This window comes from Cardiobacterium hominis (assembly GCF_900637305.1).
GTDB classification, from domain to species: Bacteria; Pseudomonadota; Gammaproteobacteria; order Cardiobacteriales; family Cardiobacteriaceae; genus Cardiobacterium; species Cardiobacterium hominis.
The window spans coordinates 311,205-323,737 of the sequence record NZ_LR134365.1; the positions used below are offsets into that span (position 1 = coordinate 311,205).

The window sequence follows — 12,533 nt, forward strand, 5'->3', positions numbered from 1 at the left end:
CGGGCAAAAGCGATGTTTATTTGAACGGCAGTTTGCCCATCGGCAGTGCGCCTTTGCTCGCGCCGAGCATGCGCAGCATTTTGCTGCTGCGGAATTTTTTCATCTGCGTCTGCATTTCTTTGAATTGTTTGAGCAGGCGGTTCACTTCTGGCACGTCCACGCCCGCGCCCGCGGCGATGCGGCGTTTGCGCGAGCCTTTGATGATGTCCGGGTTGTGGCGCTCCTGCATGGTCATGGAGAGGATGATGGCTTCCTGGCGGCGGATTTTTTTCGGCGAGAGGTGTTGGTCTTTCACCGCCTGCGGGATGTTGCCCATGCCGGGGATTTTTTCCAGCATTTTGTCCATGTCGATGAGCTGCATTTGGTGCAGTTGTTCGCGGAAGTCGTCGAGGTCGAAGGTTTTGCCTTTCGCCATTTTGGTGGCGAGTTTGCGCGCTTTTTCTTCGTCCACCTGGTGTTCGAGGTCTTCGATGAGGCCGAGGACGTCGCCCATGCCGAGGATGCGCGAGGCGATGCGGTCGGGGTGGAAGGCTTCGAGCGCTTCGGTTTTTTCGCCGACGCCGAGGAATTTGATCGGTTTGCCGGTGATGTGGCGGATGGAGAGCGCCGCCCCGCCGCGCGCATCGCCGTCGATTTTGGTAAGGACAACACCGGTGAGCGGCAGTACGTCGTTGAAGGCTTTGGCGGTGTTGGCGGCATCCTGGCCGGTCATGCCGTCCACCACGAACAGGGTTTCTATCGGCTTCAGCTGCGCGTGCAGGGTGCGGATTTCGTCCATCAGCGCGTCGTCGATGTGCAGGCGGCCGGCGGTATCGACGATGAGGACGTCAAAGTATTGGCGTTTGGCAAAGTCGTAGGCGCGCGCGGTGATGTCCGCCGGTTTTTCGCTGGCATCGGACGGAATGAAGGTCGCGCCGACTTGTCCGGCCAGCGTTTTCAGCTGTTCTATCGCTGCCGGACGGTACACGTCAGCGGAAACGAGCGCGACTTTTTTCTTTTCGTTGATGAGTTTGCGCGCGAGTTTGGCACTCGATGTAGTTTTCCCCGAGCCTTGCAGACCCGCCATGAGGATGACCGCCGGCGGCTGGGTGGCGAGGTTGAGCGCGCTGTTTTCTTCGCCCATGATGCGGACGAGTTCGTTTTTGACGGTTTTGATAAAGGCCTGGTCGGGCGAGAGTTTGAGGCTGACTTCCTGGCCGATGGCGGCGTTTTTGATGGTCTCGATGACTTCTTTGACCACTGGCAGGGCGACGTCCGCCTCAATCAGCGCCATGCGCACGTCGCGCAGGGCCTGGGTGATGTTTTCTTCGGTGATGCGAGCCTGGCCGCGCAGTTTTTTGAAGGTTCCTTGCAAGCGTTCGCTAAGGTTGTCAAACATGGGCTTTCCTTTGGGCTGGTAACGTGAAATTTTGTTGTATTATAGCCGCCTTCCCATTTTTCGCAGGACGTTTTATGCAGCTTTGGCTGCCGCTGTTTACCATTTTTGCCTATATTGCCGCCGCCGCCGGTTTTGTCCGCGTGTACCGCAAGCCGCTGCGCCGCATCAACCCGCTGTGGGTGTTGGGCATTCTGGTCTGCGCCTGTCAGGGGCATGCGCTGTCGCTGATTGTCTCGCTCCAGGCCAATGGTCATCTCAATCTTTCGATTTTCAACATGGTGTCGGTGAACGCCTGGTTCGTCGCCTGTATTTCGGTTTTCTGGCTGTGGCGCGCCTCCATGGCGCTCGGCGGTGTGGTGATTTGTCTGGTCAGCGCTGTGGCCGTCGCCCTGCCGCTCGTTTTCGTCAGCGACAAGCCGTTCGCCCCGCATCTTTCGCCCGGCATGTGGTGGCATATTTTGACTTCCATCGCCGCCTGGACGTTCATCTCGCTCGCTTTCCTCCACGCCGCGCTCTATGGCTGGCTGTTCCGTCGCTTAAAACGCAAACAATTGAAAGACATTAGTGTTTCCTCGCTGGTCAGCCTCGAACGGGTGATGATGCTGCAGGCGGTCGCCGGTTTTATCCTGCTTGCCATCGCCCTGCTTACCGGCTGGATGTTTGTCGATGATCTCTTTGCGCAGCACCTCGTCCATAAAACCGTGCTGACGCTCCTCGCCTGGCTCGCCCTCGGCTGGATGCTCTTTTCCTATTACATCCGCGAACAACGCGGCCTCACGCTGGTGCTGGAAATGTGCGCCGCGTTCATCCTGCTGCTCACGGGTTATGTCCTGAGCAACGTCATTTTGCAATTTATCCTCAACCATTAAGGAGCTATCGTGGACAGCATTCCGCTAGGGCTGTTAATCCTCGCTTTAATCATCTGCCTCGCTTTCTCGGCGTTTTTTTCTGCCTCGGAAACCGCGATGATGTCGCTCAACCGCTACAAACTCAAACACCTCGCGGACGAAGGCAACAAGCGCGCCAAATGCGCCAGCCACCTGCTCAAACACACCGACCGCCTCATCGGCACCATCCTCCTCGGCAACAACTTCGTCAATATCGCCGCCACCTCGCTCGGCACCATCATCGGCCTGCGTCTTTACGGCGACCTTGGCGTGCTGCTCTCCACCATCATCTTGACCGTCGTCGTCCTCGTCTTCTCCGAAGTCGCGCCGAAAACGCTGGCCGCGACCAACGCACAACGCATCGCCCTGCCCGTCGCGCCGGTGCTTGCCTGGCTGGTGCGCATCTTCTCGCCGCTGGTGCGCCTCTTAAACGCCATTGTCCGCCTCATCCTGCGCCCGCTGGGCATCAAAACCGAAAACGCCGTCGAAGAAGCCTTAAGCAACGACGAACTGCGCAGCATCGTCCAGTCCAGCCAGAGCGGCGATGACGACGAAAACAGCGAACAGCAGGACATGCTGCTCAACGTCCTCGAACTTGAGGACGTCTCCGTCAGCGAAGCGATGGTACCGCGCAACGAACTCGAAGGCGTGGATCTGAACGACGACTGGGAAGACATCCTGCGGCAAATAACCGGCAGCCGCCACGGCCGCCTCGTCGCCTACCGTGACCACCTTGACCAGGCCGAAGGCATGCTGCACATCCGCGACATCATCCTGCCGCTGCGCGACAACAGCCTCGACAAAACCCGCCTGCAACAAGTGCTGCGCCCCTGCCACTTCGTCCCGGAAAGCACGCCGCTGCGCAAACAGCTGCTGCAATTCCGCCAGGCGAAAGCGCGCAGCGGCCTCGTCGTCGATGAATACGGCGACATTCAGGGGATGATTACCCTTGAAGACATCCTGACCCACATCGTCGGCGACATCGGCGACGAAGACACCGCCGACGCGCCGCCGGAAATCATCGAACAACAAGAAAATCTCTACACCGTTGAAGGCGGCATCCCGCTGCGCCAGTTAAACCGCGAACTCGGCCTGAAACTGCCGCTGGACGGCCCCAACACCCTTTCCGGCCTCATCATCGAAACGCTGGGCAACTTCCCCGAAGCGGGCACCGAAATCGAACTGCCCGGCTGTAGCGCGCGCGTGCTGGATTTTGCCGACGGCATCGTCTCTGCCGCCGAAATCCGGCTGAATGCGGACGCGGTGGCGGCGGAGGAAGACTGACGCGCCGCACCGACGAGATTTTGCATCGCAAATTTACATACACATCGAGGGATTATAGGGTGCGTCTTGGCACACCATTGATTAAGAAACAAATACTTACGCGACGGTACGCCGAGGCGCACCTATGGCGTTGTTTTCAGCCGCGCGCCTTGTCTAAAACTTTATGTGGATGACTAAAAAAACCGCCCTGAGGGCGGTTTTTTTTAGCGGGTTTATTGGATGCGCTTGTATTTGATGCGGTGCGGTTGGTCGGCTTCGTCGCCCAGGCGGCGTTTGCGGTCGGCTTCGTATTCGCTGTAGGTGCCGGGGAAGAATTCGACTTGCGAGTCGCCTTCAAAGGCGAGGATGTGCGTCGCCACGCGGTCGAGGAACCAGCGGTCGTGCGAGATGATGAGCGCCGAGCCGGGGAAGGCCAGGATGGCTTCTTCCAGCGCGCGCAGGGTTTCCACGTCCAGATCGTTGGTCGGCTCGTCCAAGAGCAGCACGTTGCCGCCGCTTTTTAAGAGTTTCGCCAGATGCAGGCGGTTGCGTTCGCCGCCGGAGAGGTCGCCGACGCGCTTCTGCTGGTCAGCGCCTTTGAAGTTGAAGCGGCCGAGGTAGGCGCGGCTGGGGATGGTGTAGTTGCCGACGATGATGTTGTCGAGGCCGTCCGAGACTTCTTCCCACACGGTTTTGTTGCCGTCCAGCGCGTCGCGCGATTGATCCACGAAGGCGATTTGTACGGTATCGCCGATTTCGATGGTGCCCGCGTCCGGCGTGTCTTTGCCGGCGAGGATGTTGAACAAGGTGGACTTGCCCGCGCCGTTCGGGCCGATGATGCCGAGGATGGCGCCGGTCGGCAGGTTGAAGCTGAGGTCTTCGTAGAGGGCTTTGTGCGCGTAGCCTTTGGCAAGGTGTTCGGCGATGATGACTTTGTCGCCGAGGCGCTCGCCCGGCGGGATGTAGATTTCCTGGGTTTCGGCGCGTTTTTGGAATTCTTTGCCGGAGAGTTCGTCGAAGCGGGCGAGGCGCGCCTTGTTTTTGCTGTGGCGGCCTTTGGGGTTGTTGCGCACCCATTCGAGTTCTTGTTTGAGGGCGCGGCGGTGCGCGGATTCTTGTTTTTCTTCTACAGCCAGGCGTTTTTCTTTTTGTTCCAGCCAGGAGGAGTAGTTGCCCTGGTAGGGGATGCCTTCGCCGCGGTCGAGTTCGAGGATCCAGCCAGCGACGTTGTCGAGGAAGTAGCGGTCGTGGGTAACGGCGACGACGGTGCCGGGGAAGTCGTGCAGGTAGCGCTCCAGCCAGGCGATGGATTCGGCGTCGAGGTGGTTGGTCGGTTCGTCCAAAAGCAGCATGTCCGGGTTGGAGAGGAGCAGGCGGCAGAGGGCAACGCGGCGTTTTTCGCCACCGGAGAGTGTCGCGATTGGTTGTTCCCACGGCGGCAGGCGCAGCGCGTCGGCGGCGATTTCCATGCGGCGTTCGTTATCATGCCCGCCGCCCGCGGCCAGTTTGTTTTCCAGCTCGGCTTGTTTGGCGGCAAGCGCGTCAAAATCCGCTTCCGGGTCGGCGTAGGCGGCGTAAACGGCATCGAGTTCCGCTTGCACGTCTTTCATGTCGCTCATCGCTTCTTCGACGACTTCGCGCACGCTTTTTTCGGGGTCAAGCTGCGGCTCTTGTGGCAGGTAACCGATGCTGATGCCGGGCTGCGGCCGCGCCTCGCCCTGGATGTCGGTATCCACGCCCGCCATGATTTTCAGCAGGGTGGATTTGCCCGCGCCGTTCAAGCCGAGGATGCCGATTTTCGCGCCGGGGAAGAAGGAGAGGGAGATGTCTTTGAGGATGAAGCGACCACCGGGGACGACTTTGCTCACCCGGTTCATGGTAAATACGTATTGGCTCATTGGTTTTTGTTTTCGTGATGAAGGGGGGCGCTATTCTATGGGAATCTTTTTCTGGTGTCCTGGTTATGACGCGTTTGTTTGTTTATGTGCGCCTGAGGCGGGAAGACAGCGGACAGCGTCAATGCGGCGGAAAACCCCGCTGCCGTCGTAACGGGAGCGGGGTTTTTTGGCGCGCTGCGGTGTTGTTAGCGCAGTAGCGACAGCATCGCCCGGGCGACGCCGCGTGCCGAGGCGGGGTTTTGTCCGCTGACCAGTCGTTCGCTAATCACGACTTGGGCTTGGAAGTTCGCCGCGGGCAGGTGGGTGGCGCCGCGTTCTTGCAAGGCGTCGGCGAGGAGGAACGGCACGGTGTCGTAGAGGCCGACGGCGCGTTCTTCGTCGTTGGTAAAGGCGGCGACTTGTTTGTTTTCTATCAGGTAGCGGCCGTTTGCCAGGCGGATGTTGAGCAGTCCCGCCGGGCCGTGGCAGACGGCGCCGACAACGCCGCCGTTGTCGTAGATGCGGGCGGCAATGGCGTCCAGCGCCGGGCTGTGCGGCAGGTCCCACATGGTGGCGTGGCCGCCCGCGTAGTAGATGGCGGCGTAGTCGTCGGCGTTGATGTCGGCGGGGGCGAGGGTGTTTTCGGTTTGTGCGCGCAGGGCGGCGTCGTTCCAGAAGGCGGCGTTGTCGGGGTCGCTCAGGTCGAGTCCGTCCACGTGGGTTTTGCCACCTTTGGGGCTGGCGAAGTCGATCTGGTATCCGGCGTCGCGCAGGATGTAGTAGGGGTGGCTGACTTCTGAGAGGTAGTAGCCGCTCGGTGCATCGCCTTTGCGGTCGTGGCTGGTGAGGATGAAGAGGATGCGTTTGTTCATTGTTTTTTTCCGTGGTGGTGGGGGTTATTGCGGGGTGTATTCGACCGGGCGCCAGCGGTAGGCGCGGCCGTCGTTGTCTTTGTTGACGCGGCCGATGCCGGGGTAGGGCAGGTGCGCACCAGCGACGGTCAGGTGTTGTTCGGCGGCTTGTTGCATCAGGCGTTGGCGCGAGGCGATGCCTGCGGCGGGGTCGTAGTCGAAGCTGTAGGCAGCATCAGGGCGGGCGAATTGTACTGAGGGGAAGTGAACGAGGTCGCCCCAGACCAAGAGCGCCGCGCCTTGTTCGTTGTTAAAGAGGAAGGCGCTGTGGCCGATGGTGTGACCGTTGGCGTTCACCGCTTTGGCAGTGAGCGGCAGGGTGTCGCCGTCGGTGAAGGTTTTGAGTTTGCCTGCTTTTTCGTAGGGGGCGAGGGCGGCGCGCGCTTGGTCGAAGAGGAAGTGGACGGCTTCGGGCAGTTTGGCTTTTTCGGCGTCGCTGTGCCAGTAGCGGTTTTCGGCGGCGTTTATCCAGACGGTGGCGTTGGGGTAGGTGGCGCTGCCGTCGGCGTTGATGAGGCCGCAGAGGTGGTCGGAATGGCCGTGTGTCAGCAGGATGTTTTTGATGTCGGCGGCGTTGATACCGGCAGCGGCCAGCGCTTCTGGCACTTGGCCGAGTTTGTCGGGTTTGGTGGCGAAGCAGTCGGCGGTGCCGCTGTCCACCAGTACTTTTTCGCCGCCGCGTTCGATGAGAAAGGCGTTGACCGAGGCCAGTATGCCGCCTTCGTCTTCGTTGGCGCTGCTGTCGGCGAGGAGTTTGGCCACGTCTTCGGCCGGGATGTTTTTGATGTCGCCGCGCGGCAGGTGCAGCGTGCCGTCAAAGAGGGTGGTAACGCGCAAGTCGCCGATTTGTTGGCGGTAGTAAGCGGGCGCTGCGTCGGCACAGGCAGCGGCCAGGGCGAGCGCCAGTAGGAGGGTTTTTTTCATCGGGTTTTCTCCATGGTTGGGGGATGCGCATTGTGCGGGCTTTGTTTTATGCTAAAAAGCCGCGTAATCGACCAGGAGTTTCCCTGATATGAACCCAATTCTTCCCGATGATCTCGCTGTGTTTTTGCAGACGGTGCAATGCGGCAGCTTTTCTGCCGCCGCGCGTGCTTTGAATGTGGCGCCGAAGGTGGCGAGCAAGCAGGTGGCGCGGCTGGAAGCGGCGCTGGGGGTGGCTCTTTTTACCCGTAACACCCGCAATTTGCGCCTCACCGACGAGGGTGAGGCGTTACGCGACAAGGCGCGCAGCGTGCTGGACGGATTGGCGGAGATGCGCGAGTTGGCGCAGGGCGCAGACGGGATGCGCGGCATGATTCGTTTGACCGCACCAGCGCCGTTCGGGCGCAAGTATGTTGCCGCCGCCGTTGCCGATTTCAGCCGCCGCTATCCGCAGGTGGGATTTTCCCTGTGTTTGTCGGACGAGGTCTGCAATTTGTTTGCCGGGAATTTTGATTTGGCCATCCGCATGGGCGAGTTGGCCGATTCGCGCCTGATTGCGCGGCGGATTGCCGTCAATCGCCGTATTTTGGTGGCGTCTCCGGCGTATTTGGCGGAGTACGGCTGTCCGCAGTCGCCCGCCGAGCTGAGCGAACACCGCTGTTTGCGTTTTGCCTATCCGGGGCTTGCCGCCGACAGTTGGACGCTGCGAAACGGCGACGCGGAAGCGGTGGTGCGGGTAAGCCCGCATTTGAGCAGCGACAGCGGCGAGGTGCTGCACGCTTGGTGTATGGCGGGTTTGGGCATTTCTCTGCGCGAAACGTGGGATGTGTGCGAGGCGCTGGAAAACGGCAGTCTGCGCCGCGTCCTGCCCGATTGGCAAACGCCGCCGGGTGGCATCAGCATCGTGCGGGTGCGACGCGAACCGACGCCGCAGCGCATCCTGCGCTTCAGCGAATTTCTCATTGCGCGTTGGCAAAAAGCACCGTGGGAACGCGCGGGTTAACGTCCGCCGCGATAACTATCAGTAGTGTCATCGCTTTTTGCGTTGGTTGGAATGGGAGCGCTATTCTATGGGAAACTTTTTCCGGTGTCCTTGCTATGAAATGTTTGGCTTTTGTCCGTGTCTGCGGCGGACTTGCCGGGCGCTGATGTTTTGCCGCAATCGCCGGATTTGTTTGCATATACCTAGGTCGCTACCCTTGTATATTGTTTGGACGTCCGCAGGGCGAAGTCCGCAACAGGGCGGGTTGTATTGTAAACAGCTCTTGGGACGTATCGCAGTAAAATTAAGGCAGCCTGAAAACGGAATAGACTTTTTCAGGCTATCTTACCGCGAAGCGCCGCTTCGCCATTCCAATCCCAAATAAAGGATCTTCCATGAAACACATTATCCCCGCCCTGCTCCTTGCCGCCTCCGTCCCTGCTTTTGCCGCCGACAGCGCGGTATCCACCACCGATGCGGCGCCCGTCGCCACCTATACCGTCCCCACGCCCGCCGGTTTTCCCTTTGCCGTCGAAACCCAAATCCTCCCCGACGACACCTACCAGGTGAAAATCACCGACCAGAAAACCGGCAAAGTGCAAATCATTGAAGAGATCATCGACTTCGGTCCGCTTAAAGAAAAAATCAGCGGCCTGGTCAACATCCAGGACTACAACGGCGACGGCCACCCCGACATCGCCGTGCGCATCGTCGGCGCCTACACCCAGTCTGCCGACGAACTGTACCTCTTCAATCCCGCCACACGGCAGTTTCAAACACCGCCCGACGGACAAGGCATCGCCATCGACGGCAACGTCGAAGTCATCCGCAAGGGCTGCATCCGTGTCGAATACAAAAGCAGCATCATGGATTACGACGAGGAAGACTACTGCTGGAAAAACGGCGGCTGGGAGATGCTCCGCCTCAAAAACACCAACGCACACAAAAAGCCGAAAGGCAAATGATTGCAGGCAACCTGAAAAACCGCCGCCGCATCATGGCGCCGGGGCGCTTGTCCACAAGGCGCCCCGCAGTTTTCCCCGAATCGCTGTGGGCAAAACGCGGATTGGTGGCTGCGACCAAAAGCGGTGTCTCCTTTTTGTGTTGGCAATGAAGGGCGCTATGCTATGGAAATCTTTATTCCGGTGTCTTTGCTATGAAATGTTTGGCTTTTGTCCGCCTGATGCGGCTGGATCGCCCGGTGGGTACGTTGCTCCTCACCTGGAGCAGTTTGTGGGGGCTGTGGCTGGCAGGCGCGGGACGGCCGCCGGCGTTTGTCACGGCGGTGATTTTGCTCGGCACGCTGTCGATGCGCTCCGCCGGCTGTGTTTTCAACGACCTTGCCGACCGCAATTTTGACGGCCATGTCGAGCGCACCCGCAACCGTCCGCTTGCCAGCGGCGCGGTCAGCGTATTTGAAGCGGTGCTGTTGGGCGTCGTGCTGCTCGCCGTGAGCTTCGCCCTGGTGTGGCTGCTCAATTGGCAAAGCGTGCTGCTCGCCGTCGCCTGCGCGGCGGTGGCGCTGTTTTATCCGCTGTGCAAGCGTTTTTTCCTCCTGCCGCAGCTTGTTTTGGGCGTGGCGTTTGCCAGTCCGATTTTGATGGCACAGACGGCGATTTTGGGGCGGGTAACGCTCGCCGGTTTTCTGCTCTTTCTAGCAAGCGTCTTCTGGGCGCTGGTCTATGACACCTATTACGCGCTGGTCGATCGCGACGATGATGTGAAAATCGGCCTTTATTCCAGCGCCATCACCGCACGCGGTCGCGAACACCGCTTTTTGGCGGCGATGGCGGCGGCGGTTCTCGCTTTTTTGTTGTTGGCGGGGCTGGCAGCGGGGCTGAATGGCTGGTATTTCCTGGGGCTTGTCATCGCCGCGCTGCTTTTTTTGTATGAGTTGTGGGATACGCGCCATCTTGAGCGCGAGCGCTGTTTCCGCGCTTTTGTGCATAACAACTGGGTCGGCGCGGCGGTGCTGCTCGGGCTGGTGTTGGCGTTTTTGCCGTAACGCTACGAAGCCGCTGATTCGATGAAGGTTAAAAATGAGGTTTTTATGAATCCCCCTCGCGCTGTTTTTTTCGATATTGACCGCACGCTTTACGACCATCGCCGCGATTTTGTTTCGCCCGCCAGTCTTGCGGCCATCGCTGCCTTGCGCACGCGTGGCATTGTTCCGGCGATTGCCACCGGGCGCGGTTATGCCGCCTTGCCGCCGCGCATCGCGCAGTTGGTGGCGGCAGGCGAGATGGATTTGGTCATTTCCTGTAACGGGCAGTACAACCGCTACGGCGCGCGCGTGCTGTCCGAACATCCTTTGCCGGTTGCCGATATTGCCTCGCTGATTGCCGCTTTCCGCGCCCGCGACTGGGAATACACGTTCGTCTCCGAGCACCACATGGCGGCGGGGCGTTCGCGCGGCAGCAGTCACCGCGTGTTGCAGGGGTATCCGTGCTACACGGTCGCGCCCGATTATTACCGCGAACACGCGGTGCATCAGCTGGTTGTGCTTGCGCCGGAGGCGGAGGAAGCGGCGTTACAGGCGATTCTCGCCGAGCACGGCGGGCGTTACCGCGCGGTGCGCAGTCATGCCAGCGCGGTGGATGTGTTTCATGCCGACGGCAGCAAGGCGCGCGGCATTAGGGACGCCTGCGCCGCGCTCGGTTTTACCCCGCAGGAGACGTTGGCGTTTGGCGACGGCTTGAACGATGTGGAGATGTTTACTGCCGTCGGCGCGGGCATTGCCATGGGTGACGCCTGCGAGGCGCTCAAGGCGGTCGCGACGCATGTGACCGGCTCGCTGGAGGAAGATGGCATCGCCCGTGCGCTGGTGGATTTGGGCGTGCTTGCGGCGCGGGATGTCGGGCTGTAGGCCGCCGTCTGCGCGGTATGGATTGCACCGGCGAAGCGGCTATAATGCGCGCCGTTTTCTAATCTTCATATAAATCATGACGCAACTGCTAAAACACGTTTATATCGAGACGCATGGCTGCCAGATGAACGAATACGATTCATCGAAAATGCTCGCCGTGCTCAAAGTGTCGCACGGCATCACGCCGGTCGATACGCCGGAGGAGGCGGATATCCTTCTGCTCAACACCTGCTCCATCCGCGAAAAGGCGCAGGAAAAAGTCTTTTCGCAAATCGGCCGCTGGAAACCGCTCAAGGACGCCAAACCGCACGTGATTATTGCGGTCGGCGGTTGCGTCGCCTCGCAGGAAGGCGAGGAGCTGCGCCGCCGCGCGCCTGCGGTCGATGTGGTTTTCGGGCCGCAGACGCTGCACCGCCTGCCCAACCTCATCAGCGAGGCGCAGGAAAAACGCGACGGCGTGGTCGATGTGTCCTTCCCGGAAATCGAGAAATTTGACCACCTGCCCGAACCGCGCGCCGAAGGGCCGACCGCGTTTGTTTCCGTCATGGAAGGCTGCTCCAAATACTGCACCTTCTGCGTCGTGCCGTACACGCGCGGCGAGGAAGTCAGCCGCCCGTTTGACGACGTCATCGCCGAATGCGCCTCGCTTGCCGCGCAGGGCGTGCGCGAAATCAACCTGCTCGGCCAGAACGTGAACGCCTACCGCGGCGCGCTCTTTGACGGCGGCACCGCCGACCTGGCGCTGCTCATCGAATACGTCGCCGCCATTGACGGCATTGACCGCGTGCGCTTCACTACCTCGCATCCGGTGGAATTCACCGACAATCTGATTGAAGTCTATCGCCGCGTGCCGCAGCTGGTCAGCCATTTGCACCTGCCGGTGCAGAGCGGCTCGGACAAAGTGCTGGCGCTGATGAAACGCGGCCACAAGGCGGCGCAGTACAAGGAAAAACTGGCGCGGTTGCGCGAAATTCGCCCCAACATCAGCTTCTCCTCCGACTTCATCGTCGGCTTCCCCGGCGAAGAAGACGCCGATTTCGAGGCGACGATGCAGTTGATTGAAGACGTCTTCTACGACACCTCCTTCAGCTTCATTTACAGCCCGCGCCCCGGCACCCCGGCGGCGGCCATGCCCGACCGCATCCCGATGGACGTGAAAAAGGCGCGGCTTGCCCGCTTGCAGGCGCGCATCTTGCAGATGGCCGCGCAGATTTCCGCCGACATGGTCGGCAGCGAGCAGTGGGTGCTGGTCGACGGCGTCTCCAAAAAGAACGACAAAGAAGTCTGCGGACGCACCGAGAACAACCGCGTCGTCAATTTCCAGGCGCCGCACGCACTCATTGGCCGCTTCGCCAAAGTGCAAATCACCGCCGCCTATAAAAACTCGTTGCGTGGCCGCCTGATAGAAGCAGAAAGCCAGCGCGCCCCGCAGCGTTACAGCGCATAAA

At 60.3% G+C, this 12,533-nt stretch carries 11 protein-coding genes; 7 read left to right on the forward strand and 4 right to left on the reverse strand.

The genetic code is table 11. The features are described 5' to 3' along the window. Positions 1-16 precede the first annotated feature (16 nt). Positions 17-1,378, reverse strand: coding sequence for a signal recognition particle protein (gene ffh, locus EL199_RS01385; RefSeq protein ID WP_004141043.1), 1,362 nt, complete (start codon positions 1,376-1,378; stop codon positions 17-19). A gap of 74 nt (positions 1,379-1,452) precedes the next feature. Between ffh and EL199_RS01390 the strand changes: the two genes are divergently transcribed. Both EL199_RS01390 and EL199_RS01395 read left to right on the forward strand, forming a co-directional pair. Next, a complete protein-coding gene (locus tag EL199_RS01390; RefSeq protein ID WP_004141042.1) occupies positions 1,453-2,247 on the forward strand; it encodes a cytochrome C assembly family protein in 795 nt (264 codons plus the stop codon). 9 nt (positions 2,248-2,256) lie between these two features. Next, positions 2,257-3,549, forward strand: coding sequence for an HlyC/CorC family transporter (locus EL199_RS01395; protein ID WP_004141041.1), 1,293 nt, complete (start codon positions 2,257-2,259; stop codon positions 3,547-3,549). A gap of 212 nt (positions 3,550-3,761) precedes the next feature. Here the strand turns inward: EL199_RS01395 and ettA are convergent, their stop codons facing one another. The 3 genes from ettA to EL199_RS01410 form a co-directional block, all read right to left on the reverse strand. Then, positions 3,762-5,426, reverse strand: coding sequence for an energy-dependent translational throttle protein EttA (ettA, locus tag EL199_RS01400; RefSeq protein WP_004141031.1), 1,665 nt, complete (start codon positions 5,424-5,426; stop codon positions 3,762-3,764). 185 nt (positions 5,427-5,611) lie between these two features. Further along, complete coding sequence (locus EL199_RS01405; protein ID WP_004141028.1) at positions 5,612-6,277, reverse strand: type 1 glutamine amidotransferase domain-containing protein; 666 nt, start codon at positions 6,275-6,277, stop codon at positions 5,612-5,614. 24 nt (positions 6,278-6,301) lie between these two features. Next, positions 6,302-7,240, reverse strand: coding sequence for an MBL fold metallo-hydrolase (locus tag EL199_RS01410; RefSeq protein ID WP_004141024.1), 939 nt, complete (start codon positions 7,238-7,240; stop codon positions 6,302-6,304). Positions 7,241-7,328: 88 nt separating this feature from the next. Between EL199_RS01410 and EL199_RS01415 the strand changes: the two genes are divergently transcribed. The 5 genes from EL199_RS01415 to miaB all read left to right on the forward strand — a co-directional run bounded on the left by EL199_RS01415 (position 7,329) and on the right by miaB (position 12,532). Further along, on the forward strand, positions 7,329-8,240 hold the full coding sequence (locus EL199_RS01415; protein ID WP_004141022.1) for a LysR family transcriptional regulator: 912 nt from the start codon (positions 7,329-7,331) through the stop codon (positions 8,238-8,240). 374 nt (positions 8,241-8,614) lie between these two features. Continuing rightward, positions 8,615-9,184: an XAC2610-related protein gene (locus EL199_RS01420; protein ID WP_004141020.1), complete on the forward strand. Its 570-nt coding sequence runs from the start codon at positions 8,615-8,617 to the stop codon at positions 9,182-9,184. 191 nt (positions 9,185-9,375) lie between these two features. Continuing rightward, positions 9,376-10,224, forward strand: coding sequence for a 4-hydroxybenzoate octaprenyltransferase (ubiA, locus tag EL199_RS01425; protein ID WP_004141016.1), 849 nt, complete (start codon positions 9,376-9,378; stop codon positions 10,222-10,224). Positions 10,225-10,269: 45 nt separating this feature from the next. Next, entirely contained in the window at positions 10,270-11,085 is an 816-nt protein-coding gene (locus EL199_RS01430) for a Cof-type HAD-IIB family hydrolase (protein ID WP_040355341.1), read from the forward strand. 76 nt (positions 11,086-11,161) lie between these two features. Further along, a complete protein-coding gene (miaB, locus tag EL199_RS01435; protein ID WP_004141013.1) occupies positions 11,162-12,532 on the forward strand; it encodes a tRNA (N6-isopentenyl adenosine(37)-C2)-methylthiotransferase MiaB in 1,371 nt (456 codons plus the stop codon). The last annotated feature ends 1 nt before the right edge of the window (position 12,533 follow it).